This is a genomic window from Saccharopolyspora sp. NPDC000995 (genome assembly GCF_053599315.1).
The window spans coordinates 1-23,741 of record NZ_JBSFLZ010000091.1 but is presented as its reverse complement, the minus strand read 5'-3'; the positions used below and the strand labels follow the sequence as shown (position 1 = coordinate 23,741).

The following is a 23,741-nucleotide window of genomic DNA, read 5'->3' as shown; positions in this document are numbered from 1 at the left end:
CACCCGAGAGTGCACATCGACCGAAAGGAGTGGAACATGGGTCGTTCACCACTCAGCGTCCTCCACCGGACTGATGTCGACGGAAAACCCGTTCCCGACGTACTCTTCGAGAAGACTTTCCAAAGCCTCATGGACGAACACGGCTACGTCCACCTGACAGGCATACCGGACGACTTCGACCCCATGGCGTTCGGCCGTCGACTGGGCCCGCTCATGCCGCACCACGACGGTGCTCTCGTGGCCGAGGTCAGACCCGCGCCCACGGCAGACGGCGTCTACTACCCAGGCAGCACCAAAGCGTTCGCGCCGCACACCGAGGGCTATGACCTGCTAGGGCTTCCGCCGCGTTACCTGGCCCTTTGGTGCGTGCATCCGCCGGCTGGGGATGGCGGGGAAACAACTCTGGCGGACACCCGGCCGTGGCTGGCGGGGTTGTCCGAGCAGAACCGCCAGCACCTGGAGAGGACCAAGTACGACTGGACGAACCCGCACGGCGACCTCGGCGTCGCCTTCCAGCACCCGCTGCTGGACGTGCACCGCGGGAGCACGGTGGTGAGATTCTCGGTCAACAACATCGTGCGCGATGACACCGATCCCGTCGCCGCGCTGCAGTCGGACTGGCAGCGGCTCTTCGACGAACAGCATCTAGCGATCAGCTACCAGCGCAACGACATGGTGATCTGGGACAACTGGCGCCTACTGCACGCACGCACCGCCTTCGCTGATCCACGTCGCCACCTACGCCGAATCCACATCGCCGAAGCGCATTAGCGTGCTCGGTCATCCGGCCCGCGAGGCACGCAGGTCCGCTGCGGCTGCTTCCATCAGCTCACGCGACGGCCGCACCGGATCGCGGCGGCCGACTTCCCGGACCAAGTCCGGCAGCGGCACGCCGCAGCTCTCGGCGACCTCGCGGGCCAGAGCCAGCCGCTCGGTGTGGAAGCGGCCTTCTCCGATCGCAATATCCAAATAGGACACTCCGCGATCCCGCAACCGACGACCTGCGACAAACTCCTCGGACTTCCCGGCCAGCAGATCACCATCTACACCAGACAGGAATCCGCCGCGTTGTGCGGCCTTGACGAGTACTTCGAGCTGCGCGTTGCCAGCGCTACGGCCGGCCCCGCGAAGCGTGCCATCGACCATCACAGCACCGGCGTCCAGCGCCGCCAGGGAATTCGCCACGGCGAGGGCGGTGTTGTCGTGGCCATGAAACCCGGTGGCGATCCCCCGGTCCTGCAACAACCGGAGCAGGCCAATGACCTCTCCAGGCAGCATGCAGCCAGCGGAATCGGCCGTGTAGAGGACATCCACCCCGGCAGCGCGGGCGTCCTCGGCAATGCGGACCGCTTCGGCGGGGAGCACCGCATAGGTTTTCATGGCGTTGAAGGTGATCAGCTGGACACCGAGTTCCTTCACGCCGGCGGCCAAGGGAAGAATGTCCGCGGCATCGGTGATGTTCGCGGCCAGGCGTACGCAGCCCGCGCCGGCCGCAACCGCCCGGGCGATGGTCTCCAGGGACGCGCCCGGGTAGACCATGATGGCCACGGTGGATCGGGGGGCCGCCTGCGCAACCGCATCGACATACTCCTCGATCTCCAGATCGGCCCAGGACGGAGCGCCCTTGTCGGCAATCTCGAGGTAGTGCACCCCGGCATCGGAGAGCTCCGCCGCGATTTGGACGGACTCGGCGAGGGTGAGGTGGGTTTCGTACTCGACTTCACGCAACGTGCAGTCGACGAGGCTGACGGGAAAGTTCAAGGTGTCTTCTCCAACCCTTTGTATGGCCGGGGAGCGGGTGATGTCAGCGCAGCGCATCTCGGTCGAGCTCAGCCGGGCTGCGGTACCCGACAAGCCCGAGCGTGATGTCGATGTCCGCGAGCAGGCTGCGCAGCACGTGGCGCACGCCCGCCTCGCCCGCTTGAGCGAGCCCGTACGCGTAGGGCCGGCCGACGAATACGGCTTTCGCTCCCAGGGCAAGGGCTTTGATGACATCGGAACCGGTCCGGATTCCGGAATCGAACAATACGTCTACCTCCGCGCCGACCGCGTCGACGACCTCGGGGAGCATTTCCAACGCACCTACGGCACCGTCGACCTGGCGTCCTCCGTGGTTGGAGACGACGATCCCGTCGGCCCCGCGCGCCACAGCATGGCGCGCGTCGTCGGGATGCAGGATTCCTTTCACCACGATCGGGCCGGACCAGTGATCGCGCAGGAAGGAGAACTGCTGCCAGCTCTTGCCGGCATCAGTGGGCATGCGCTGCCACACCTGGAGTGCCGCGGAGAGATCCTCTTCCGGCGGCCTGGCGAGCCTGGATCGGAAAACAGGATCGGAAAACGGGATCGCCATACCGATTCCTTGCTCAGCCGGGTAGTAGCCCCTGTCCATTTCGTGAGGTCGCCAGCCCCGGGTCCAGGTGTCCACGGTGACCACCAGGGCGGAGAAGCCAGCGCGCTTGCCGCGGTCGAGGATGCTGGCGCAGATCTCGCGGTCGCTCGACCAGTACAACTGCATCCACCTCGGCGCGTCACAACCGGCGGAAGCGACCTCTTCGAGAGTCCGCGACGATGACGAGGAGAGCACCGATGGAAGACCCAGTTCTGCGGCCGCACGTGTGCTCGCGAGTTCCGCCTCCGGGTGCAGTATGGATTGAACACCGACGGGTGCCAGCAGCACCGGGGCAGGCAGGTGCATGCCGAGCACCGTGGTACTCAGGTCTCTGCGGTCGGCGTTTCGGAGCATCCTTGGCACGATCCGCCAACGCTCGAACGCCGCGCGGTTGGCGCGAACAGTGGCACCCGTCCCGGCACCGCCTGCCACGTACCAGTACGGTCCGGCCGGCACCTTGGCTCGAACAGCGTCCTCCAGCGCGGCCAGATCCGTCGTAAAAGGAAGCGATTCTTCAGCTTCGCCGAGTTGGACGATTTCGCGCTGATACTCAGCGAATCCCGTCATGACGGCGAGTCTGCCCAATTTCCAGCAAGTACCGCACCACCCGATCCCAACATCACTCATCTGGCGCAACAATCGTCAGATCTACATCCCAGACCTGTCATCCGCTTGGTCGCGAACAAAATTTTGCAGCTTGCCTGTCAGACGGCTCTCTTCGGCCGAACGGGTTGTGGCGCGAGCGAAGCGCCACCCACATGGACCATTGTGGGCCGTACTATCCAGCAGGCACGATTGCCCCCGGCATAAGGACCATGGAAAGGCAACCATGACCTCCGTGCTCGAAACGCTAACAAATCAAGGTTGGGCATTGATCGACAGCGCCGGTTTCACCGATGGATCCGACGTGGACTACCGGGCGGTCGAACGAATCGCGAGCCGTTACGGAACGGCCTCGGATCGCGACGGAGGGCAGGCCATCTGGCCGGTGACACCGCGGAAGTCCGGGTCAACCGATACTTTCAGCGTGCGCGCCGGCGAGGCACGCTTCCACACCGACGCCGCCTACCGAGCGGAGCCCGAGCAGCGATTCGCACTGTTCTGCGTGCGCCCCGCCGAAGACGGCGGAGCAAGCCGTTTGCTGCAAGCCCGGAAAGCACTTTCCGGCATCCCGGGGGAGATGTCCGCTCTGCTGCGAAAACCCGTCTGGCGATGGATTCCGCCAGCCACGTTCGGCGGTGAACCCGACGTACCACGCCCGGTGTCCAGAGAGGACGGGAGGATCCGATGGCGGGTCGACAACCTCGACGTGGATTCCGCGCTGCGCTCCGTGGCGACCGACTTCGACGAACACCTGGACTCGCACCCCGACGCAGCTGAGTTCGTGCTTGGCACCGACAGCGTGCTCATCTGCGACAACGAAGGCGTCCTGCACGGGCGGACGTGGTTCTCCGACCCCCGACGGCTCATCTTGCGCGTCAGGCTGGTCATCCGATGACACCCGCCGACGTGCTCATCCGGCTCGCCACGAACGTTCCCGCCACGGACACCGAGGCGGATGACTGGCGCGCCCGCAACATGGCAGAGGTGCTGCTGGCGGCCCGGACATTGAGAGACCCACTCCTGGTGTCCGCAGTGGACGATTTTGTCCTGACGTCGCCCCCCGTGTACTCACGGTTCGCCGACCGGCTCCGTCGGATGCGCGGCTTCCTCGCAGATGCGCCTGCCGACTACGTGGAGGACCGCAAGCAAGATCCCGGACCCCCGTGGCCCCGCCCCGCCGTCCGCGCCCGCGCGGCGCAGCTGGCACGCTTCGTCGACAGCTGCACGCCAGAAGGGTGGGACGAGGAGCACACCGAGCCGGCTGATGCAGCGCAAGTCTCCGCTGAGCTGGACCGCAACGCCCGCACACGTGTGCTGGGACGCACCGGCCACCACTGCGTCGACACCGATCTGCCAGCAGAACTCGTATGGCGGGAATGGCTGGTGGACAACAATCGACCAACCCTGGTCGTCGTCGCGAAGCAACGCACCGCCGTGACTCGCGTCGTGCGCTGGGGCCTGCACCTGCACATGGCCTCGCACATGGACCACCTGGCTGAACTCACCGAGCACAGTGGTCCGGCCGCAGCGACCCAACTGCAATTCGGAGAAGGCCTGCTCATCGCGGAGGCCGTCGCCATGGCTTGCGAGTTCATCGCTCTGGCCGACGCCGACCGCACGAGCGCCCTGTACCGGGAATCCCTCCGGCGACTCGCGGTCAACCGGCTGCGGAGACTGCCGCGGATCGCGGAGTGGGGTGCCGCTGCCCTGCCGGACTCCCCCACAATGGCGGAGGTCGTGCACTCCGTCGCCGTCGACGAATTCACGGTGCTACCCACGCTCGCCGAGGCCTACGTCGCCGGCCCGTTCGACCTCGCCGACCAGGGCTTCGACCACCCGCTTATCCCGCCGAAGTTGCGCACAGCGCTCGTGGAGAAGTTCCAGATCGCACTACTCCCAGCTGGAGCGACGAGCCCTTGAGCGGCTGAACACCCAGAGCCGCATCACCACGAAGCGCGTGGTGCCGCCAATGATGCTCATCACCGTGACCGCAGCGGCTTCCGCGACGCTGGAGGGGTCTTCGACGGCCAGGCCGAGCAAGTCCAGCGCGATGTTGTTCGAGACGCAGTAGAAGAGGAACACCGCGAGGGTCTGCAGATGCATGCGGATCGGGTGCTCGTCCCGGCCGGCGAACGCGAAGTGCCGGTGCGCCATGCTGCTGGCCGCGGTCGTGATCAGCAGCGAGCACAAGTTCGAGGCACCCGCCGGGAAGAACTCCCGCAGCAGCACGTAAAGCACGGCGTTCGCCGCGGTCGCGAGCACGCCCACGAAGGTGAACAGCACGACCTGGCCGACGACGTTGTCGCGCTTGGCCGTGCGAGGCGGATCGGCTGCGACCGTGGCGAGCGCCCCCGGTTCCCGTGCAGCCAGCACTTTCATGGACCCCACTCCAACGCAACGGTTCAATATCTGCGGTCAAGCTAGTTCGGCCGTGCGGGAAGGGCGCGTGAACTACCTGGGAAGACGCTAGAAAACGCCGATGCCAGCCGTCATCCTTCCGACCCACCAGTGCATATGACTCATTGTGTTCGAGCCATCACGGACTTTGATACGACCGATCTGGTGATCTTGGGCGTGATCGGAGCGCCAGCAGCGTCCCGGTCGCCACCCAGTACACGTGGCACCAGCCGCACCCGTGGCTGAACACGATCCGGTTGACTCGGCGTCCCCGACGGCGGCTTGGTGCTGCGGTACCCGTTTCACACCAACGCCGTCCGCGCGCCGCGGCGCTGGCTGCCCGATGAGCCGGTCGCGTTCCTCTTCGCCTTGCTGCGCACCGCCCCGCCGACGACGGCGCAGCCCTCCAGCGGATGCTCGACGGCAGATGCCCTCCGGCGGCGCACCCTCGACGCCGGCGGGTTTATCTACCTCGATTCGCGATGCATCGCATTCCGGATTGAATCCAGTCAGGCTTGGCGCCAACGCCGAAACCGCAGCTCAAAGGCGCCCCGCCGGAAACTGTGAATCGTGCTCACATTTGGTCCCTTGACGCGGATCCCGGCAGCACGCAAACTCCCGGACCAGCCCCAGGAGGCAACTTCAAAAGTATACTTCCACATTAAGAAAATCGGAGACCGACATGGCTCAGCCGACGTCGCCGGTCCAGCACGGCCGCGTGTCAAGAGTGCTGTCCTCGCTGTTCGTCCAGGTCATCATCGCGGCCGTTTTCGGCATCGCCGTCGGGCACTTCTGGCCCGACTTCGGCGGTGCCCTCAAACCGATCGGCGACGGGTTCATCAGACTGATCAAGATGGTGATCGCGCCGCTGATCTTCTGCGTGGTCGTGGTCGGCATCACCAAAGCCGGCGACATGCGGTCGGTCGGGCGGATCGGGCTCAAAGCGCTGATCTACTTCGAGGTAGTCACCACCGCCGCCCTCGCCCTCGGCCTCATCGCCGGGAACGTCATCCAGCCGGGCGCTGGGCTCCACGTCGACCCGGCGACGCTGGACGCCTCCGGCGTGACCGCCAAGACCCACGGCGAGCAGTTGCCCGGCCCGGCTCAGTTCGTGCTGCACATGATCCCGGAAAGCGCGGTGGCGGCCTTCGCCGACAACGAACTGCTGCAGGTGCTGCTGCTGGCGGTGCTGTTCGCGGCCGGGCTGCTGCACATCGGCATCGGACGTGCGCCTCAGGTCTTCGCCTTCATCGAGCAAACCGGCGAGATCATCTTTAAGATCATCGGCTACGTGATGCGGCTGGCCCCGATCGCGGTGTTCGGTTCGATGGCCTACCTCATCGGCCAGTACGGGCTGTCCTCGCTGGGCACCTACGCCACCCTCATCGGCGCCTGCTACGGCGCCGCACTGCTGTTCTGCATCGTGCTCAGCGTGCTGCTCAAGGCGTTCACCGGGCTTAGCCTCCTGCGGTTCCTGCGCTACACGCGCGAGGAGTTCGCGCTGGCCGTGGGCACCGCGTCCAGCGAAGTCGTGATGCCGCGGATCATGGAGAAGCTGGAACGCGCGGGCTGCCGCAAGGAGGCGGTCGGGCTCGTCATCCCGACCGGGTACTCGTTCAACCTCGACGGCGCGTCCATCTACCTGTCGCTGGCGACACTGTTCATGGCCCAGGCCGTCGGCGTGGACCTCACCATCGGGCAGCAGATCACCGTGGTGCTGGTGCTGATCCTCACCTCCAAGGGCATGGCCGGAATCCCCGGCTCGGCGTTCATCGCCCTGTCGGCGACGGCCTCCGCAGTCGGCGTCATCCCGGTCGCCGCGGTCGCGCTGATGCTCGGCGCGGACCGGATCATGGACAGCATGCGGGTCGTCACCAACCTGCTGGGCAACTGCGTGGCGACATTCATCGTGTCCAAGTGGGACGGAGCGCTGGACCGCGACCGGGCCCGCGCCACCCTCGCCGACCCGGCGTCCGCTCGCCCGCTCCCCCGCGAGGAGGACGAGCCCGCCAAGGCCTGACCGAAGGGGCCCCCATCCACTGGAAGCGCGATTTGTCCAGCACCTGCGCCTGTGCGCGCACGATGACGCCGTTGGTTGCGCGCGAAACGCTCTCGAACCAACGGTCCGCGCAGCGCTCGGCGGTCAGCACATCGGCCGCGGATCCCTTGTCCGACAACGGAAGCAGCGTTGCACCGGCAACGATGCGGCAGCGGATGAAGCGAAGCTGTGCCCGAGGTACCGGGCGAGATCGCTCGCCCGGCGATCGGTTTGCCTTGCCACTGCCGTCCTCCCCCACGGCAGATACAGCAACCGGGCGCGTGTCGGGCCAGGCCGCGATGGGTACTGCCGGGGCGTAGGAACGCGGGAGGTCTGGGTGGAGCTCGTCGAGGAAACGCCGTACCGGTTCCGGATCGAACAACACGGCGCGATGCGGGTGCCGGGGGTGGTGTTCGCGTCGCGGCGACTGCTGCCGCCGAAGGGCGACGGCGCGCTCGACCAGGTCGTCAACGTCGCCACCCTGCCCGGCATCGTCGGCGCGTCGTACGCCATGCCGGACATGCACTGGGGCTATGGATTCCCGATCGGCGGCGTCGCGGCGACCGACATCCGCGTCGGTGGTGTCGTCTCACCGGGTGGCGTCGGGTTCGACATCTCCTGCGGGGTGCGGCTGCTGGCCGCCGAGCTGGACCGGTCGGACTTCCGCCGAGTCGCCGAGCGGATCATGGACGGGCTCAGCCGGGCCACGCCGCGCGGGGCGGGCCGGGGCGCGGTGTGGGAGCTGCCCCGCGAGAGCCTCGACCGGTTGCTGGAAGAGGGGTGCCACTACGCGGTCGCGCGCGGGCGCGGCACGCCGCACGACCTGGAGCGCTGCGAGGACGGCGGTGCGGTGGCCAACGCGGAGCCGGGTCGGGTAAGCGCCCGCGCGCGGGACCGGGGACTCGGACAGGTCGGCAGCCTCGGGTCCGGCAACCACTTCCTGGAGGTCCAGGCGGTCGCCGAGATCTACGACGAGGGCGTCGCCGGGGCATTCGGGCTCCGACTCGACCAGCTGTGCGTGATGATCCACTGCGGTTCCCGCGGGCTCGGCCACCAGATCTGCACCGACCACGTGCGCAGCATGGACGAGAGCATGGCCGATTACGGCCTGACCGTCCCCGATCGGCAGTTGGCGTGCACGCCGGTCGATTCGCCGGCGGGTCGCGCTTACCTCGGCGCGATGGCCGCGGCGGCGAACTACGCCCGCGCGAACCGCCACGTGCTCGGCATCGCCGCCGGCGAGGTGCTGCGGAAGGTGACCGGCATCGGGCTCGACCTCGTCTACGACATTTCGCACAACCTCGCCAAGATCGAGACGCACGAGGTGGAGGGCCAGCGGCGAACGCTGTGCGTGCACCGCAAGGGAGCCACGCGCGCGCTGCCGCCCGGGCACCCCGAACTGCCGCCGGGCCTGCGGGAAGCCGGGCAGCCGGTGCTGATCCCCGGTTCGATGGGCACAGCGTCCTATGTGCTCACTGGCGTGCCGACCGGTGATGCGTTCTTCTCGACGTGCCACGGCGCCGGACGCACGCAGAGCCGACACCAGGCGATCCGCACGACCGATCCCCGCCGCCTGCGCCGGGACCTGGAGCACGACGGCATCGTCGTCCGCGGCAGTTCCGCTCGCGGACTCGCCGAGGAGGCACCCACCGCCTACAAGGACGTCGACGCCGTCGTCGCCGTCGCCGAAGGAGCCAGGCTGTGCCGCCGCATCGCCAGGCTCGTGCCGCTGGGTGTGGTGAAGGGGTGAGCGGGGGGTTCCGCTTCCTTCCGCACACCGCCGACATCCGGTTCGAGGCGTGGGGTTCGACGCGCGAGCAATGCCTGACGGAAGCGGCCCGCGCGTTGGTGACCGCCTTCGCCGAGGTCGCGGTGGACGAGGCGGAAAACACCAGAACCGCCGAATTCGACGGCACCGACGAGCAACTCCTGCTCGCGGTGCTCGACGAGATCATCTACCTGCTGGACGCGGAAGGCACTCTACCGTTGGGCATCCGCGTCCGGCCGCGCGCCACCGGGATCGCGCTGGAACTCGCCAACGTCGCGGTGGCACGCGCCGAGATCATCGGTGCCGCCCCCAAAGCCGTTTCGCTGAACGAACTTCAGATCGAGCACGACTCCCGCGGCTGGCACTGCGCTGCGACCATCGACGTCTGAGCCGCTCAGCTCTCCACGTCCTCCAGGGCGTAGCGGAGGTAGCGGGCGGCGGAGCGCCGGACTATGCCGTGCGCCTCAGTGGGGATCACCGCATCCCACCAAGCCCCGTAGAGCGCGTCGAAGCGGTAGGGCTCGAGCAGCTGCGCGGCGCGGCGGACGACGCTCGGGCGTTCCGGGATCAGGTTCGGGTAGCTGTACATGAAGGCCACGTGCGTGCGATCCGGGATGACCTGCACGATGTCGCCGGTGAACAGCGCCCCGTCGCCGCGGCCCCAATGCAGCACCGTGCCGCCGGCGAAGTGCACACCGAGGTTGATCAGCGTTAGGCCGGGCGCGAGCTCACTGGTCGTGCCCTCCCACAGCCGGATCGAGGGGTCCGGGCGGCCGATCCACTGCTGGTCGTTGGCGTGCAGATGCACCGGTACGTCGAAGGCGCGGGCCCACTCCACCATCGTGGTGTAGTAATGCGGGTGGCTGATCGCAATGCCGATCAAACCGCCGAGCTCGTTGATGGTGTTGATAATTTCATCATCCAAATAGGACACGCAGTCCCAGAGCACGTTGCCCGCGTCGGTGCGCAGCAACAGCGCGCGCTGGCCGATGGCGAACCGCGGCTCGCAGCCGACCCCGAGCACCTCGCCCTGTTCGCGGATCAGCGCGGTGCGCTCGTCGGAGCGCACGCTCGCGAGGTCCGTCCACTGCTGACCGCCCGGCGCCACGTACTGGCGCTCGTCCTCGCAAACCGGGCAGTCCGGCCGCGGCCGGGCGTACTGCATGCCGCAGGTGGCGCAGATCGGCATCGTCGAGGCGGTCATGGTCGTTCGCGGTCCCTTCGTCCCACGCACGCGAGCAACGCGCGGCCTCCACATTACCGCGCAGTGCCCGCCGCTCGACTCGGAAAAGCACCCGTCAGCGGCCCGTCAGCGCCGTTGCCGAAGCTCGTTCGCGTCAAGAACGGAAGCCGAGATAGGAGCAACGATGCACAACAAGACCGTTCTCATCTCCGGGGCCGGTATCGCCGGACCGGCGCTGGCGTACTGGCTGCGCCGATACGGTTTCCAGCCGACGGTCGTCGAGCGCACCCCGGAGCTGCGCGACGGCGGCCAGGCCGCCGACTTCCGCGGCACCGCGCGCATGACGGTCCTGCGCCGCATGGGCATCCTCGACGAGGTGCGCCGCCAGCAGACCGAACGCACCAGGATGGTGGTGATCGACGGCGCCGGTCGCCCGCAGGTGTCGCTGCCCGCAGGTGTCGCTGCCCGCAGGTGTCGCTGCCCGCGGAGTTCGCGGGCGGCGAGGTCGAGATCTTGCGCGGTGACCTCGCCCGCATCCTCCACGACCGGACCAGCGACAGCACCGAGTCCGTCTTCGGCGACTGGATCACCTCGCTGGCCGAGTCCGCCGACGGGGTCCGGGTGACGTTCGAAGGCGCCGAACCGCGCACCTTCGACTTCATCGTCGGCGCCGACGGCCTGCACTCCGGCGTGCGGGCGCTGGTCTTCGGCGACGAAGCGAGGTTCCGGCGGTTCCTGGGCCACTACGTCGCCGGGTTCAGCGTTCCCGAGGACCTTCGGACGCCGGGCGAGATCCGGATGTACAACGAGCCTGGACGGATGATCAGCCCCGGCTCGTCGTGTTCGCCTCCCCCGAGTTGGACTACGACCGCCACGGCATCGCGCAGCAGAAGAAGCTGGTCGCCGACATCTACCACGGCATGGGCTGACGGGCGCCGGAGACCCTGGATGCGATGTGGGCGGCGTCGGACTTTTACTTCGACCCGATCGCCCAGATCCACCTGGACCGCTTCACCCGGGGCCCGCATCGCCCTGCTTGGCGACGCCGGTTACGGCGCGCAGGCGGGCGATTTCGCCAAGACCGAGCCGAGCTGCTGCCAGCACGGACGGGAAACCGGTGGCGCGGGCCAAGGCCATCGCCCACTGGTAGTCCGCAGAATCTGCCGGACGGAGGCGAACTCCGCCAATGCCTCGGCGTTGCGGCCCGCTGCGTGCAGTGCGCGCATGAGCAGGCCGCGCAGCCGCTCGCGCAGCGGATGGGCGGTCGACTCGGCCCTCAGCTCAGCGACGTCGGCTTTGCCGAGCGCCAGCTTCGCCTCGGCCCGGTCCTCGATCGCGGTCAACCGCGATTCGTCCAGCCGCGCGATCTGCTGCGCCGCGAACGGCTTGCCCGCGAGGTCCACCAGTGCCGGGCCACGCCAGAGCGCGATCGCCTCGTCCAGCAGCGCGCCCCGATCGGCGGGCGTGCTGGCCTGCCGCGCGGTCTCGGTGAGCCGGGTGAAGCGGTGTGCGTCGACCTCGTCCGGGTCGACGACCAGCCGATATCCCGCCGCGTGGAACTCGACGGCCCCCGTGGAGCCTGTGTCGCGGAGCTTCCGGCGCAACCGGCACCTGCGCCTGCAACGCGTTGCTAGCGTCGTTCGGCGGTTGCTGACCGTAGAGGCCGTCGAGCAGCAGCAACGCCAGCAGAGCTCGCGTCCGCGTCGCGTCCAGGCCGTGAACCGACCCGTCGGCGCCACGCACCTCCACCGACCCCAGAATCCCGGACAGCACCCTGCAATTCTCGCGCACGCCGGACCACGGCAACCGCACAGGCGGCCGCAGATTACCTCGGCTGTCAGCTACCCGCACAACCGTCGCTGACAGCTAGAAATCGCGCGCAGGTCCCGCCAGGAAGCACATTCCACAGTGGATGCTCTTGGCGCGCGATTTCGTGACCGGCACGTTGGCTTTCGCCGCAGCGTTGCGGCAAGCCTGAAGCAGCGGTCTCGGCGCGACACCGAATACGTAGCGCAACCAACTAACTACAGATCGTGCCGAGGACGAAAGTCCCCTGTCGGGACCACCCTTGAACTCTATGGTTGCAAGTGCAACACGATGCGGAGCAGTCGGTGACACGGCTGTTCGGGCCATCCGATTCCGAGTGCCCATTCCCGACCATCCCGGGCTGACGCATTTCGGAACGACGCTGGCGTTGTCGGTTGCAAAGCAACAATCCGAAGGTCCAACGAAAATCGTTGAACCCTTCTGAAAAGATGAGGGATCACGATGAAGATCAGCACGATTTTCAGCTCCCGCGGCGGCGGTTGGGGCGGCCACGGCGGAGGCTGGGGCGGCTGGGGCTGGGGCGGCTGGGGCCGCAGCGGCTGGGGCTGGGGCGGCTGGGGCTGGGGCGGCTGGGGCTGGGGCGGCTGGGGCTGCTGATCGCGCCCTGACACCACCAACCTCATCCGGCTAACCACAGCTTTCAGCCCGCAAACCGGCCCTTATCCATCACGGAGCTCCCGCCTGCCCGCAGGCGGGAGCTCCCCTGCAAAACGGTGAAATCCGCAGAGCGGAGGTGCCGACCATGGAATCCGTTACCGCTCGGACGACTCTTGAATGGGAGCCCCCGAAGTTCGATGTAGTCGACTGGGAAGCCCCGGACTTCGAAGAACTCGCGTGTGCGTCCGAAGTGACGATGTATGTCTCGCGGATGGAGGATTAACGGCGGTCGGTAGCACCGACAGCGCTCGCCACATGGGCGTCGGTCGCGGAGGCCGGCGCCCATGTCGCGAGAACTCCGGCCCGGCCTTGCCGACATCCAGCGAGCACCGAACACCAGCAGTGGCCCCTGCGTCGACGAGCAGACCACCGCGAGAAACCTGGTCGCCGATGCAGGTCGGCAGACCGAGCTTTCCGGACCGAATGAACTGAGACGGCGATGAGCACAGCACTACAACCATGGAGCCAGCCCAAGTTGGCCTCGCACGTGCGTTTGGGCTTCGACCGGGCGCGGAAGCAGTACATGTTGCAGGTGCCCGAATCTGCGACGGTGCTGAACTTGACCGGCGCGACCACCCTGCACCTGTGCGACGGACGGCGCACGGTCGCCGAGATCGTGGAGAAGCTGCGCGACCGCTACGAACACGTGACCGACGACGATGTGGCGAACTTCCTCGCCCGCCTCGTCGCCAAGCGGTGGGTGGTACTCGACGGTGACTGACCCGTCCGGGCTCCGGGCCCATGCACGTGCCCACTACCCGTGCTGCCCCAACCCGCTCAATCCGGCCTCCTGAACAACAGGTCCTGCCCTCACATCGTCGGGAAGATGCGGGAGGACAGCTGTGCCAGCGGCAGAACCGGGCCGGACCACGGTGCGGGAGTTGCTCGGGCGGCCCGTCTACCGGAGGTGGTGGGCCGCTGCGGTGATCTCGCGCGCCGGGGACATCCTGGCCGGGGTGACGCTGCTCCTGCTGGTCCTGGACCGCACGGGCTCGGGTCTGGGCGTGGCCGGAGTGGTGATCGCCGATGTCGTGCCAGTGCTGCTGTTCGCTCCCGTGGCCGGCGTCGTGGTCGATCGTTTGCCTCGACGCCGGATCATGATCGCAGCCGATCTCGTCCGCATGACCCTCGCCGCGTTGCTGCCTCTGGTCGGTACCCACCTGGGAGCGGTCTATGCGATCGCGTTCGCGCTCTCGGCTGCCTCGGTGTTCTTCAACCCCGCAGCCAACAGCCTGCTACCCGCGTTGGTCGGCGAACGCGAACTCGTCGCCGCCAACTCCGGCATCTGGACCACCGCGATCGTCGCCCAAATCGCGCTCGCACCGCTGGCCGGCGCGCTCGCCGCCGTGGCCGGTTACGCCGCCGCGTTCTGGGTCAACGCCGCATCGTTCGCCATCAGCGCCATGCTGCTCACCGGCTTGACGGTTCCCAGCCACCGCGTCGGCACGACCTCGCAGGGCTGGGTGCGCGACGCCCTCGACGGCGTGCGACTGCTCGTCGCCGACCGGCTGCTGCGGTCACTAGCCACGGCGCAGTTGCTTGCCGCGCTGTCGGCCGGAGCCACCAGCGCCCTGCTCGTCGTCCTCGTCCGGGAACGGCTCGGTCTGGGCCCGCAGGGTTTCGGCTGGCTCTTGGCCACCATCGCCGTCGGCGCCCTCGCCGGCCCCGCCCTGCTGACCCGGATCGTGCGTGGCCCGGTCCGGCCGAGCATCGTCTTCGCCGCATACGGTGTTCGCGGCTTGGTCAACGTACTGCTGGCCCTGACGACGTGGCCCCTGTTGGCGGCTGCGGTGCTGCTGATCTACGGGCTGAGCACGTCGACCGGCACCATAACCTTCACCAGTCTCGTACAAATCCACACCGGCGAGGCAGCGCGAGGTCGCGTCTTCGCCGGATTCGACGCGCTGTTCCAAACCGGCAGGTTGGTCAGCCTCCTCCTGGGCGGCGTGCTCGCCGACTGGCTCGGCATCACCGCCGTCTACTTCATCGGGGCCGCGCTGCTGCTCACGGCAGCAGCGAGCGGTTTCAGCCCCAGACGGTCCTCGCAGGCGATGTGATCCCACGCCAGCGTCTCGCCATCCATAGCACCAGGGCCTTTCTGCACTCAAAATTGCGATGTACATCGTCGCAATCGCGCTTGCAGAGCGCTCCGCCTCGCATCCGGGAGCAGGGTTCGTGAGCCGAGAGCTGGACGACCCCGTCGGCGAGGCCGCCGCGCTGCGCAGCCTGGTCGGCGCCAGCGAAACGGCGAGGCGCGTCCTGCAGATCGGGCTCGGTCAGGCCCTGGAGCAACGCTGCGACGGCCATCCAGGCGCAGCGCCAGGAGTCCGCCGCGCAGCAGGACGCGTGCCGGGACCCGCTGCCGGCCTGCTCGACCGGCGCGGTGTGGAGCACCGGGCCTCGGCTGCCGATCAGATCGCGGTGCGGTGGCTGGTCGTGATGGACATCGACAACTTCAAGGAGATCAACGACGCCGCGGGCCACACCACGGGCGACGCCGACTTGCAGGAGTTGGCCCAACTGCTATGGCGAGAATGCCGCTCCGACGACCTTGTCTGCCGATGGGCGGGCGACGAGTTCGTCGTACTGCTCGCCGACCGGGAACCGGATCCCGACCCCGACGGTCCGGAGGTGGCCGAGCGCATCCGCGCCGCGCCGCGGTGGAAACCCACGACTGGACGCCGCAACTGGGCCCGAGAACCCGACCGCCGACCATCAGCGTCGGGCGTCCCCGCCGGCCCCATCCATTTCGACCCCCTATTCGCCGCCGCCGACCGAGCCCTCTACCGGGCGAAGCACGCCGACCGCAACAGGGTCGAGGTCGAAAGCAACCCGGCCCTTCCTCCAGCAGCGACCTGACCGCACGTTCATGAGGGGATTCGGGCTAGCTCCGGGGTGACGCCGGGCCGTCCACGACCTGCAGAAGTCTCTCGACACCAAGCTCTTCACTCACGTTCACCAATGCTTGCCGGGCGGTTCGTTGCTCTTCGTGCCCCTTGCCGGTTGTGTGGTGGGTGAACGGCTGCCTCCCGGTTGGTGGTGGCAGCGCTTCCGACTAGGCGGATTCGAGGTTTCTGCTGCGATGGTCGCCAGCGACGTGTCCAGGTCGAATCCCCAACCGCTGCTGGCCGGACGCAGGCCGCTGGCCCCGCACCTGTCGGTCTACGCGTTCATCCTCGTGCCGTTCCTGGCCTTGATCGCGGCTGTGCCGCTGGTGTGGGGGTGGGGCTTGCACTGGTGGGATGCGCTGCTCGCCGCCGGCTGGTACGTGTTCACCATCCTCGGCGTGACGGTCGGCTACCACCGCTACTTCACGCACGGCGCGTTCCGCGCCAAGCGCTGGATGCGCATCGCACTCGCGGTCGCGGGCAGCATGGCGGTCCAGGGACCGATCCTGCACTGGGTCGCAGATCATCGCAGGCACCACGCGTTCTCCGACCGGGAGGGCGATCCGCACTCGCCGTGGGCGTTCGGCACGTCTCCCGTCGCGTTGGCGCGGGGGTTCTGGCACGCGCACATGGGCTGGATCTTCGAGCGGGATCTGACGAATCAGCAGCGGTTCGCACCCGATCTGCTGGCCGACCCCGACATCCGGCTGGTGCACCGGTTGTTTGGGCCGCTGACCGGGGCCACGCTCGCGCTGCCCGCGTTGTGCGGCGGCCTGATCACCGGCACCTGGTGGGGTGCCGCGACGTCCTTCTTCTGGGCCGGGTTGGTCCGCGTCGCCTTCCTGCACCACGTGACCTGGTCGGTGAACTCGATCTGCCACATATTCGGGGAGCGCCCGTTCCGCAGCCGCGACAAGGCGGCCAACTTCTGGCCGCTCGCCCTGCTGAGCATGGGCGAGTCGTGGCACAACCTGCACCACGCCGACCCGACCTGCGCTCGGCACGGCGTCCGACCTGGCCAAATCGACATCTCTGCGCGCCTGATACGGATCTTCGAGAAGTTTGGTTGGGTCACCCACGTCCGATGGCCAACGGCCCGGCGCCTCGCCCGGTTGTCCGTCGACGGCTGAGACGACATCCAGGACCGCCGGAGACCTGAGGGCATCCTGATGCGCAGAAGGAACCGCTGACTCGCACCCACTGCGGCGTCGCCGCGACTCCGTCCACATCGATTCCGCGGCTGGCAAGGCCATTCGACTCTCCTGCGCTGGCAACGAAGAAACGCTTTGCGCGATCTGCAGCGGAACTGCCGTTTGCTCGGCGAATTCGTCGGGTAGGCCATACCAGTAAACAGGTAGCGCATGCTAATGGCGCAGTCCTGGCGCGTCAGCGCAGGCCGAAGGACCCGACATGACAGAAGCGCTTGACCGCAGGGGATGACTCGTTCGAGCTGCCGGTGCGTGCACCCCAGAGCGCTCCATCCTATGTGGACTCTAACTGCGCATGCGGATCAGGTGGACCGCCGGAAGGAGGCGCCGTGGCTCGCAACCTCGCCCACAAGCTCATCGCCTCGCACCTGGTCGACGGCGACCTCTCACCGGGCTCTGAGGTGGCCCTGACCATCGACCAAACCCTGACCCAGGACGCCACGGGCACGCCGGTCATGCAGGAACTCGAGGCACTCGGGCTCACCCGCGCCCGCACCGAGACCAGCGTGCAGTAAGTGGACCACAACTTGCTGCAGGCGGATGAGAAGAACGCCGAGGACCACGAATTCCTCCGGTCTGCCAGCCAGCGCTACGGCCTGTGGTTCTCCAAGCCCGGCAACGGCGTCTCGCACCCCACCCACATGCAGCGCTTCGGCGTCCCCGGCAAGACCATGGTCGGCTCCGACTCGCACACCTGCGCGGCCGGCTCGTTGGGGATGCTCGCCATCGGCGTCGGAGGCCTGGAAGTGGCGCTGGCGATCGCCGGTCACCCCCTGCGAGTGCGGATGCCCGAGATCTGGGGCGTGCGGTTGACCGGGGAACTGCCGCCGTGGGTCTCGGCCAAAGACGTAGTGCTGGAGATGCTGCGCCGCCACGGCGTCTCCGGCGGATTCAACCGCATCATCGCGTACCACGGCCCCGGGTTGGCCGGGCTCTCGGCGATGGACCGGCACGTCATCGCCAACATGGGAGCCGAGCGTTCCAACATCCCGGCACTGGCCGAGTACACCTTCACGCGGATCGACACCGACTACCCTCGCCGCACCCGCTCCCATCCCGAAGGCCACATCGTGGTCGGCGGGTGCAACTACGGGCAGGGCTCCTCTCGGGAGCACGCCGCGATCACACCTCGCTACCTCGGACTGCAAGTCGTGATCGCGAAGTCCTACGCACGAATCCACTGGCAGAACCTCGCAAACTTCGGCATCGTGCCGCTCGAGTTCGCCGATCCCGACGACTACGCAGAGGTCGGTGGTGACGACACCCTCGTCCTCGACGACCTGCGCGATGGCCTGTCGGCGGGCGACGTGCGCAACACCACCCGCAACCGAAGCTTCCGGGTGCGGCACCGCCTATCGCCTCGACAGGTCGAGGCGGTGCCAGGCGGCGTGATCCCGCTGCTGGCGTCCGGTGCCTGAATCCGCTGAATCGCCCCGTTCACCACACAGGCCGGAATTTGCCCCACGCGGTCCTCCTTACCCGCCGCGCAACCGGCTCCGCCCGCACGACGACGCCTTGCACGGGAGTTGGACAGCGAAACCGGGTACTTCAGCGTTACCGCGCCTTCCTGCGCCACCGGGCAGCGAAGCCTCCGAACAGGTCTTCCCCGCTTACGCAACCGCTGGAGTCGTCACTCAGCCGAGGAGGCATGTCACATGCCCGAGCACGAACATCCCCTGGAAGCGCTGCACCGCGGGCGGGACGCTGTGGCGGAGTCCGTGAGCCTGCAGGCCAGGACCCTGCAGCCGTCCTTGAACGAGCTCCACGCCTTCGGCTCGGCGATCGTGGGCACGCTCGCCCAGCTCAGCCAACTGAGCTCCGTGCTGGCCGAACAGGTGGGGCGCTTCGACGAACAGGATCTTGAGCGGGCCAAGACCAGCGATCACCCTGGCGACAAGCTGAGGCTCGCCGGAACCCACCTGGCCAGGCTCAGCGACGAGTTGGCCGTGGCCGTCACGGACGCCGTCCGGTACTGGACCGCGATTGAAAGCGTGGACCTGCACACCTCGGGGGACCTCAGAGCACGACGCCAGCCCGAGGCATAGTGATCGAAGCACCGCGACGGGGATCGCCTTTGCAACCTGGAGCCTTGCCCCGAATACTGACCTGGGGGAATACTTCGACAGGTTCGACCGGTCAACACGGACACCCCGCGGTGTCCCCGGTCGGCCGCCCGCACGGCAGGGCGAAGGAGACCCGAACGGCACGCGCTGTTCGGGAGCCGTCATGCCCAGCTATTCGGTCACCGCCGCGGCCTCGGAGCCGTTGATCGGTTCTGCCTGGATCTGGATGGCCAGCATCGCCTTCCTGCTCGGTTTGCTGGTCCTCGATTTCTCCATCACCCGCCGCCCTCACGAGGTCGGTCTCCGCGAGGCCGTGTGCTGGTCGGTGTTCTACCTCGCGCTGCCCCTGGTCTTCACCCTGGTCCTGTGGGCAGGGTTCGGCGGGACCTCGGCGCTGGAGTTCTTCACGGGGTTCGTGGTGGAGAAATCCCTGTCCGTGGACAACTTGTTCGTATTCATGCTGCTGCTGGCGGGATTCGCCGTACCCGACGATCTGCAGCAGCGCGTCCTGCTCTACGGCATCGTCGGCGCGCTGGTGCTGCGCGGGATCTTCATCGCACTCGGCGCCGCCCTGCTCCAGGCGGGAGCCTGGGCCTTTCTGGTGTTCGGCGTGATCCTGTTCGCCACCGCGATCAAGGTCCTCTACGAGGCCCTGACCGGATCTGCCTTCGACCGCGACGTCTCGCAACTGCGATCGGTGCGGCTCCTGCGCAGGCTGATGCCCGTCACCGATGACTACCGCGGACCTCGCCTCGCGGTGCGCGAGGGCGGGCCTCGCGCCCTGACTTCGCTGGCCGTCGTGGTGGTCGCGGTGTTCGCCACCGACGTCGTGTTCGCCGTCGACTCGGTGCCCGCCGTCTACGGCATCACCGGTGACCCATACCTGGTGTTCACCACCAACGCCTTCGCCCTGCTCGGACTGCGCGCCCTGTACTTCGTGCTGCGCACCGCTTTGTCCAAGATCACCCACCTCGACCACGGATTGGCGATCATCCTGGGCTTCATCGGAGCGAAGCTGGTGCTGCACTGGGCCCACGGAATCTGGCCGGCTGTGCCTGAGATCCTCACCCCCCTGTCCCTGGTGGTGATCGTGCTCGTCCTCGCGGCCGTCACCCTTACGAGCCTGCTAGCTCGCCGCGTCGAAGAAGCCACGCCCGAGAGCTGACGCACTCCAGTCGCAGGGGCACCTTCGGTTCCGTCCCCAGGCGCAACGGTCCGGCGACGGGCCGGTCCTGCTCGCCTCCGCCGGCATCGGCTGCTCAACCGGTGATCAGCATGCCCAGCCACCTGGCGGCCACCGACTCACCGCGCCAGGTCATCGCCGTACACGCCGACCAGGCACCAGGCACCCACGCATTCCGCGCCGACCTCGACCAACTCGTCGAGAAGCTGCCCAACGCCACCGCCCACGTCTGGTACGTAGCCCCCGAAGGTCCCTGGCCAGCAGACCGGACCGGCCTGCTCGACCTCACCGCGATCAGCATCCCGGAGGGCGTCACGACCTACCTGTGCGGCCCGTTGCCGTTCCTGCGCGCCGCGCGCGCCCAACTGCGCGAACTCGGCGTCCCGGCGGCCAATATCCACTACGAGGCTCCGCCCCGATCTGTGGCTCGGCCAGAACTGAACGCAGTGGCCATCCGGGCCAGCCCGCCTGCTCAGGCCGCCGGCAGAAGGAGAGTCGCTGTACCGCGCTGGTCACCGACATCGACCAGTGTCCGGCGAACAGCTTCCCTTCACCGGCGGGGACGGGACACCAAGAGCCCGACGACGATCCCGACGACCAGCATTACGGCCAACGCCGTCCACATCGGCATCGTGATCAACGGGACGAAGACCCTGATCTCGACGATTTGCCGGTTCTCAAGCACGAGCACCACTGCCGCCACGACTAGCACCAAACTCGTTATGGCGCGGGGGGACGCCCAATGATGCGTCCCCTCCGGTGAGCGCTGGCTCCTCTGACTGCTCATGGCGAACTCAACTCCGGCTAAGCGGGTGCTGGACCCGCGTGCGCTGCGGGTGCCGCTGCTGCATACGGCCGCACTCGAACGGCTCGGACAGCGGCGACAACCCCGTACACCACCAGCCAGATGCCGAGGATGTAGGTCAAGGTCACCAGGCCGAGGCCGGGGTAGGCCAGCAAGGCGATTCCGGCGAGCACGCTGAGCAGCCCGGACGCGATCGCCCATCCCCGCGCCGGGACGTCCGCAGCGACGATGGCGTGCAAGGTTTCGACGACACCGCTGATCGTCCAGAACAGACCCAGAGCGAGCGGGAACAGCGCGACGGAGGCAACAGGCGACCTCAGCACGACCACACCAGCGATGATGGCCAGCACGGCAAGCAGAATGAGGGCGAAGCGATTCTCCTGGTGCGCGCTCACGGCCTCGACGAACCAGAAGATCCCTCCGACCAACAACTGCACTCCGATGATGATCGCCAAAGCGACGACCGCCGGTCCTGGCCACACCAGCACGAGAATTCCGGCGATCACGGTCAGGACCCCGAAGGTCAGTAGCCAACCCCAGGACTGCCCGAGCCGGGCCAACGGTTCAGCGGCAGTCATAGCGGGCTGCTTGTGGGTGTTGGGCATTACCATCTCACAATGGGCTCGTCTGGTTCGGCGTCCTCAGATTGCGCGACCTCACGGTGCTTCCCCAGGGTCCAACGGCCTCAGCCTTCGGCGCACCGCCGGGCCTCCCGGACGGGGCATCGCAGCTAACATGACCGGGACACCGCCCGAGCCGTCTCGGTCCGCAGCTCATCGACCTGGTACGAGCTGGGTAAATCCGACCAGGGAATGTTCATGTGCCGCAGCATCAAGACGCTCCGCCCGCCGTACACCGATGACGTCACTGACGGTGACATCCGGGCGGCCGCATTGCAGTACGTCCGCAAGATCTCGGGTTTCCGCGCACCCGCCGCACACAACGCGGCCGCTTTCGAGCAGGCGGTGGACGAGGTCGAGAAGGCCACGGCCACCCTGCTGGCGTCACTGGAGGTCCGCGGCTCTCGGTAACTTCGCCGCATGAGCACCGTCATCGCTCACCGGCTCCGAGACCGCCCCGAGTCGAGCAGGGCGATGTCGCACGGGTGCTGGGCCAGCGGGGTGGCCGGGCGCGGAGACCTTGTTGGACAACTCCCCCGGCCGCTGCGACGTGAGCCAGTAGGCGGCGCCGAAGGCGACGCTGCACATGATGCCGATCTGCCCGTCGAATCTGGTTGCCCATCAGCACTTCCACGCCCAGCCCCTCGCACTGGAACAGCACGCGCTGCGAGGTGGTGAAACCGGTACGGGCGGTCTTGATGCTGATCGCGGTGGCAGCGTCGATCCTGGAACTGCGGTGCGCCACTGGATCCGGGAAGGCGTAGCGCCGCAGAATCGGGGGCGGCAACCGACGCCGGGAGTTGATTGGCTTGCAGACCGCGACGGTCGCGCTGAACGGCATCCAGACGCACCGCTGCACCAGCGGTTCCAGCGGTTCCAGCGGTTCCAGCGGTTCCAGCCCGGCCGTGGTGTAGGTGCACGGTCTGGCCGAGGACCACCGCAGTTGGCGGCGCCAGCAGGACGATTTCATCGACCACCACACCTACGTCTACGCCCTGCGTGGCACGGTGCCAGCGCGCTCGGCGACGCGGACGCAACCTTGGCCCAGCTGCGCGACGACCTAATCGCTTTCCTCGCCGAGGTCTCCGGTCCTGCGGCGTGCGTGGCTTCTCGCTGGGCGGCACGGCGGTGCTCTCCGCCGCCGCACATCGCCCGGAGCTGGTCAACGGCGCCGCCGTGCTCGGCACGTCCTCGGTGGTGGGCCGGGCGGCCGCCGAGTTTCACCAACGGCGAGCCGAACAGGTCGGAGACGCCGCGGCGGTGCTCGGCGGGCTGCGACAGGACACCGCCACGATGCTCGCAAGCTCCACACTGGACGTCGATATCTGGTGGCGCGGCGCGCGGAGAGCATCGGCGACGGCCGCGGCTACGCGAATGCGGCAACCGCGGTGGCTGGGTTGTGCGGAAGCTCGCTGACCCCGGAACTGGCCGCGATCAAATGCCCGGTGACGTTGATCGGCGGCGAGAACGACGCGCTCTGCCCCCGGAAAGCGGCCGACATCCTCCTCGAAGCCCTCCCCCGCGCCACGTACCGGGAGATCCCCGGAGCAGGCCACCTGATGAACGCCGACAATCCGGACGTGATCACGGCCGCACTGCGCGACGCACTGAGCCAGCGCTAGTGCCAAGGCCGTGAAGTTTGGGTGTTTGGCCTGATGTCAAGGGGCCGACGCGGTCAAGATTGGTACGCCCTGAAGTAAGGAACGGAGTTCCTGCTAGAACAGCGTCGACCAAGATCGATGATCAGCAGGAACTCCGTTGGAAATTCAGTCTGTCAGCAGGCGTGCCGTGACGGTGGCTGGGGGTCGGTTCGCGCCCGGTCACCTTGGTGAGCTGACCCAGTTGGTGCCGTTTGAGATCCTCGACGAGGCCTTGACACAGACCAGGACGGTGCAGCAGCGGATCAGGGATCTGCCGTCGCGGCGGGTGGTGTATTTGCTGCCGGCTGCCTGTTTGTTTCCCGAGGCCGGGTATCCGGGTGTGTGGCGCAAGCTGACCGCCGGGCTGGAAGGCATCCTCACCGCCGCGCCCACCGGTGCCGCGTTGGCTGCGGCCCGCCGCCGCGTCGGTGTGGCACCGCTGCGGTGGCTGTTCGACCTGCTGCGTGGC

25 protein-coding genes and 2 pseudogenes are annotated in these 23,741 nt (G+C 67.7%); 20 read left to right on the top strand and 7 right to left on the bottom strand.

The window, feature by feature from the left end; all coding sequences use genetic code 11:
* Positions 1-36: 36 nt before the first annotated feature.
* On the top strand, positions 37-771 hold the full coding sequence (locus ACWDKQ_RS25245) for a TauD/TfdA family dioxygenase (protein ID WP_450141235.1): 735 nt from the start codon (positions 37-39) through the stop codon (positions 769-771).
* Positions 772-780: 9 nt separating this feature from the next.
* On the opposite strand, the gene ACWDKQ_RS25240 is transcribed toward ACWDKQ_RS25245, so the two are convergent.
* A complete protein-coding gene (locus tag ACWDKQ_RS25240) occupies positions 781-1,761 on the bottom strand; it encodes a hypothetical protein (RefSeq protein WP_450141234.1) in 981 nt (326 codons plus the stop codon).
* A gap of 43 nt (positions 1,762-1,804) precedes the next feature.
* Positions 1,805-2,959 carry an alpha-hydroxy-acid oxidizing protein gene (locus tag ACWDKQ_RS25235; RefSeq protein WP_450141233.1) on the bottom strand — a complete coding sequence of 385 codons (1,155 nt, stop codon included), beginning with the start codon at positions 2,957-2,959 and terminating at the stop codon, positions 1,805-1,807.
* Here ACWDKQ_RS25235 and ACWDKQ_RS25230 point away from each other — a divergent pair.
* Together ACWDKQ_RS25230 and ACWDKQ_RS25225 are read left to right on the top strand one after the other, a co-directional pair.
* On the top strand, positions 2,958-3,890 hold the full coding sequence (locus ACWDKQ_RS25230) for a TauD/TfdA family dioxygenase (RefSeq protein WP_450141232.1): 933 nt from the start codon (positions 2,958-2,960) through the stop codon (positions 3,888-3,890). The two genes, ACWDKQ_RS25235 and ACWDKQ_RS25230, sit on opposite strands and share 2 nt — an antisense overlap.
* Entirely contained in the window at positions 3,887-4,915 is a 1,029-nt protein-coding gene (locus ACWDKQ_RS25225; protein WP_450141231.1) for a hypothetical protein, read from the top strand. Before ACWDKQ_RS25230 ends, ACWDKQ_RS25225 begins: the two co-directional genes overlap by 4 nt.
* Here ACWDKQ_RS25225 and ACWDKQ_RS25220 read toward each other — a convergent pair.
* Entirely contained in the window at positions 4,886-5,374 is a 489-nt protein-coding gene (locus ACWDKQ_RS25220; RefSeq protein ID WP_450141230.1) for a GtrA family protein, read from the bottom strand. The genes ACWDKQ_RS25225 and ACWDKQ_RS25220 overlap by 30 nt on opposite strands.
* A gap of 700 nt (positions 5,375-6,074) precedes the next feature.
* Between ACWDKQ_RS25220 and dctA the strand changes: the two genes are divergently transcribed.
* The 3 genes from dctA (at position 6,075) to ACWDKQ_RS25205 (ending at position 9,587) form a co-directional block, all read left to right on the top strand.
* Entirely contained in the window at positions 6,075-7,412 is a 1,338-nt protein-coding gene (gene dctA, locus ACWDKQ_RS25215; RefSeq protein WP_450141229.1) for a C4-dicarboxylate transporter DctA, read from the top strand.
* A 355-nt stretch (positions 7,413-7,767) separates the two neighbouring features.
* A complete protein-coding gene (locus tag ACWDKQ_RS25210) occupies positions 7,768-9,180 on the top strand; it encodes an RtcB family protein (protein ID WP_450141228.1) in 1,413 nt (470 codons plus the stop codon).
* Positions 9,177-9,587: an archease gene (locus tag ACWDKQ_RS25205; protein ID WP_450141227.1), complete on the top strand. Its 411-nt coding sequence runs from the start codon at positions 9,177-9,179 to the stop codon at positions 9,585-9,587. The genes ACWDKQ_RS25210 and ACWDKQ_RS25205 overlap by 4 nt, the downstream gene beginning before the upstream one ends.
* A 5-nt stretch (positions 9,588-9,592) precedes the next feature.
* Here the strand turns inward: ACWDKQ_RS25205 and ACWDKQ_RS25200 are convergent, their stop codons facing one another.
* The gene (locus ACWDKQ_RS25200) at positions 9,593-10,402 is read right to left on the bottom strand and encodes an MBL fold metallo-hydrolase (protein WP_450141226.1); all 810 of its coding nucleotides are present in this window, start codon (positions 10,400-10,402) and stop codon (positions 9,593-9,595) included.
* A 163-nt stretch (positions 10,403-10,565) separates the two neighbouring features.
* Here ACWDKQ_RS25200 and ACWDKQ_RS25195 point away from each other — a divergent pair, with 163 nt between their 5' ends.
* Positions 10,566-11,006 (top strand): FAD-dependent monooxygenase, encoded by a 441-nt coding sequence (locus tag ACWDKQ_RS25195; RefSeq protein WP_450141225.1) that lies wholly within the window; start codon positions 10,566-10,568, stop codon positions 11,004-11,006.
* Positions 11,007-11,430: 424 nt separating this feature from the next.
* Here the strand turns inward: ACWDKQ_RS25195 and ACWDKQ_RS25190 are convergent, their stop codons facing one another.
* The gene (locus ACWDKQ_RS25190; RefSeq protein WP_450141224.1) at positions 11,431-11,985 is read right to left on the bottom strand and encodes an AfsR/SARP family transcriptional regulator; all 555 of its coding nucleotides are present in this window, start codon (positions 11,983-11,985) and stop codon (positions 11,431-11,433) included.
* 664 nt (positions 11,986-12,649) lie between these two features.
* Here ACWDKQ_RS25190 and ACWDKQ_RS25185 point away from each other — a divergent pair.
* The 10 genes and pseudogenes from ACWDKQ_RS25185 to ACWDKQ_RS25140 all read left to right on the top strand — a co-directional run bounded on the left by ACWDKQ_RS25185 (position 12,650) and on the right by ACWDKQ_RS25140 (position 20,953).
* Positions 12,650-12,805 carry a hypothetical protein gene (locus tag ACWDKQ_RS25185; protein ID WP_450141223.1) on the top strand — a complete coding sequence of 52 codons (156 nt, stop codon included), beginning with the start codon at positions 12,650-12,652 and terminating at the stop codon, positions 12,803-12,805.
* A 145-nt stretch (positions 12,806-12,950) separates the two neighbouring features.
* On the top strand, positions 12,951-13,088 hold the full coding sequence (gene pqqA / locus ACWDKQ_RS25180) for a pyrroloquinoline quinone precursor peptide PqqA (RefSeq protein WP_450141222.1): 138 nt from the start codon (positions 12,951-12,953) through the stop codon (positions 13,086-13,088).
* 216 nt (positions 13,089-13,304) lie between these two features.
* On the top strand, positions 13,305-13,586 hold the full coding sequence (gene pqqD, locus ACWDKQ_RS25175) for a pyrroloquinoline quinone biosynthesis peptide chaperone PqqD (protein WP_450141221.1): 282 nt from the start codon (positions 13,305-13,307) through the stop codon (positions 13,584-13,586).
* Positions 13,587-13,707: 121 nt separating this feature from the next.
* Entirely contained in the window at positions 13,708-14,922 is a 1,215-nt protein-coding gene (locus ACWDKQ_RS25170; protein ID WP_450141220.1) for an MFS transporter, read from the top strand.
* Between the two features lie 118 nt (positions 14,923-15,040).
* Complete coding sequence (locus ACWDKQ_RS25165; protein WP_450141219.1) at positions 15,041-15,724, top strand: GGDEF domain-containing protein; 684 nt, start codon at positions 15,041-15,043, stop codon at positions 15,722-15,724.
* A gap of 223 nt (positions 15,725-15,947) precedes the next feature.
* Positions 15,948-16,883, top strand: a complete 936-nt coding sequence (locus tag ACWDKQ_RS25160) for an acyl-CoA desaturase (RefSeq protein ID WP_450141218.1) — start codon at positions 15,948-15,950, stop codon at positions 16,881-16,883.
* 407 nt (positions 16,884-17,290) lie between these two features.
* Positions 17,291-18,379 (top strand): annotated as a pseudogene (locus ACWDKQ_RS25155) (aconitase family protein).
* 237 nt (positions 18,380-18,616) lie between these two features.
* Positions 18,617-19,006 (top strand): hypothetical protein, encoded by a 390-nt coding sequence (locus ACWDKQ_RS25150; RefSeq protein ID WP_450141217.1) that lies wholly within the window; start codon positions 18,617-18,619, stop codon positions 19,004-19,006.
* Positions 19,007-19,187: 181 nt separating this feature from the next.
* A complete protein-coding gene (locus ACWDKQ_RS25145; RefSeq protein WP_450141216.1) occupies positions 19,188-20,189 on the top strand; it encodes a TerC/Alx family metal homeostasis membrane protein in 1,002 nt (333 codons plus the stop codon).
* A 110-nt stretch (positions 20,190-20,299) separates the two neighbouring features.
* Positions 20,300-20,953 carry a hypothetical protein gene (locus ACWDKQ_RS25140; RefSeq protein WP_450141215.1) on the top strand — a complete coding sequence of 218 codons (654 nt, stop codon included), beginning with the start codon at positions 20,300-20,302 and terminating at the stop codon, positions 20,951-20,953.
* Positions 20,954-21,011: 58 nt separating this feature from the next.
* Here the strand turns inward: ACWDKQ_RS25140 and ACWDKQ_RS25135 are convergent, their stop codons facing one another.
* Positions 21,012-21,590, bottom strand: coding sequence for an HdeD family acid-resistance protein (locus ACWDKQ_RS25135; protein WP_450141214.1), 579 nt, complete (start codon positions 21,588-21,590; stop codon positions 21,012-21,014).
* Between the two features lie 240 nt (positions 21,591-21,830).
* On the opposite strand from ACWDKQ_RS25135, the gene ACWDKQ_RS25130 reads away from it, so the two are divergent.
* Positions 21,831-22,043, top strand: a complete 213-nt coding sequence (locus ACWDKQ_RS25130) for a DUF2277 domain-containing protein (protein WP_450141213.1) — start codon at positions 21,831-21,833, stop codon at positions 22,041-22,043.
* A 111-nt stretch (positions 22,044-22,154) separates the two neighbouring features.
* On the opposite strand, the pseudogene ACWDKQ_RS25125 reads toward ACWDKQ_RS25130, so the two are convergent.
* Positions 22,155-22,350: pseudogene (locus ACWDKQ_RS25125) on the bottom strand (enolase); the annotation flags it as partial.
* 373 nt (positions 22,351-22,723) lie between these two features.
* Between ACWDKQ_RS25125 and ACWDKQ_RS25120 the strand changes: the two are divergent.
* Both ACWDKQ_RS25120 and ACWDKQ_RS25115 read left to right on the top strand, forming a co-directional pair.
* Positions 22,724-23,254: an alpha/beta fold hydrolase gene (locus ACWDKQ_RS25120; protein ID WP_450141243.1), complete on the top strand. Its 531-nt coding sequence runs from the start codon at positions 22,724-22,726 to the stop codon at positions 23,252-23,254.
* Between the two features lie 166 nt (positions 23,255-23,420).
* Positions 23,421-23,741 (top strand): transposase domain-containing protein (locus tag ACWDKQ_RS25115; protein WP_450141212.1); only part of this gene is annotated, 321 nt, incomplete at its 3' end.

Excerpts from the sequence above, each read along its gene's own strand:
- ACWDKQ_RS25195 (WP_450141225.1), top strand. The coding sequence starts at position 10,566 with ATGCACAACAAGACCGTTCTCATCTCCGGGGCCGGTATCGCCGGACCG.
- ACWDKQ_RS25220 (WP_450141230.1), bottom strand. The coding sequence starts at position 5,374 with ATGAAAGTGCTGGCTGCACGGGAACCGGGGGCGCTCGCCACGGTCGCA.
- ACWDKQ_RS25150 (WP_450141217.1), top strand. The coding sequence starts at position 18,617 with ATGCCCGAGCACGAACATCCCCTGGAAGCGCTGCACCGCGGGCGGGAC.
- ACWDKQ_RS25245 (WP_450141235.1), top strand. The coding sequence starts at position 37 with ATGGGTCGTTCACCACTCAGCGTCCTCCACCGGACTGATGTCGACGGA.
- dctA (WP_450141229.1), top strand. The coding sequence starts at position 6,075 with ATGGCTCAGCCGACGTCGCCGGTCCAGCACGGCCGCGTGTCAAGAGTG.
- ACWDKQ_RS25145 (WP_450141216.1), top strand. The coding sequence starts at position 19,188 with ATGCCCAGCTATTCGGTCACCGCCGCGGCCTCGGAGCCGTTGATCGGT.
- ACWDKQ_RS25235 (WP_450141233.1), bottom strand. The coding sequence starts at position 2,959 with ATGACGGGATTCGCTGAGTATCAGCGCGAAATCGTCCAACTCGGCGAA.
- pqqD (WP_450141221.1), top strand. The coding sequence starts at position 13,305 with ATGAGCACAGCACTACAACCATGGAGCCAGCCCAAGTTGGCCTCGCAC.
- ACWDKQ_RS25160 (WP_450141218.1), top strand. The coding sequence starts at position 15,948 with ATGGTCGCCAGCGACGTGTCCAGGTCGAATCCCCAACCGCTGCTGGCC.
- ACWDKQ_RS25130 (WP_450141213.1), top strand. The coding sequence starts at position 21,831 with ATGTGCCGCAGCATCAAGACGCTCCGCCCGCCGTACACCGATGACGTC.
- ACWDKQ_RS25230 (WP_450141232.1), top strand. The coding sequence starts at position 2,958 with ATGACGGCGAGTCTGCCCAATTTCCAGCAAGTACCGCACCACCCGATC.
- ACWDKQ_RS25140 (WP_450141215.1), top strand. The coding sequence starts at position 20,300 with ATGCCCAGCCACCTGGCGGCCACCGACTCACCGCGCCAGGTCATCGCC.
- ACWDKQ_RS25185 (WP_450141223.1), top strand. The coding sequence starts at position 12,650 with ATGAAGATCAGCACGATTTTCAGCTCCCGCGGCGGCGGTTGGGGCGGC.
- ACWDKQ_RS25225 (WP_450141231.1), top strand. The coding sequence starts at position 3,887 with ATGACACCCGCCGACGTGCTCATCCGGCTCGCCACGAACGTTCCCGCC.
- ACWDKQ_RS25135 (WP_450141214.1), bottom strand. The coding sequence starts at position 21,590 with ATGACTGCCGCTGAACCGTTGGCCCGGCTCGGGCAGTCCTGGGGTTGG.
- ACWDKQ_RS25200 (WP_450141226.1), bottom strand. The coding sequence starts at position 10,402 with ATGACCGCCTCGACGATGCCGATCTGCGCCACCTGCGGCATGCAGTAC.
- pqqA (WP_450141222.1), top strand. The coding sequence starts at position 12,951 with ATGGAATCCGTTACCGCTCGGACGACTCTTGAATGGGAGCCCCCGAAG.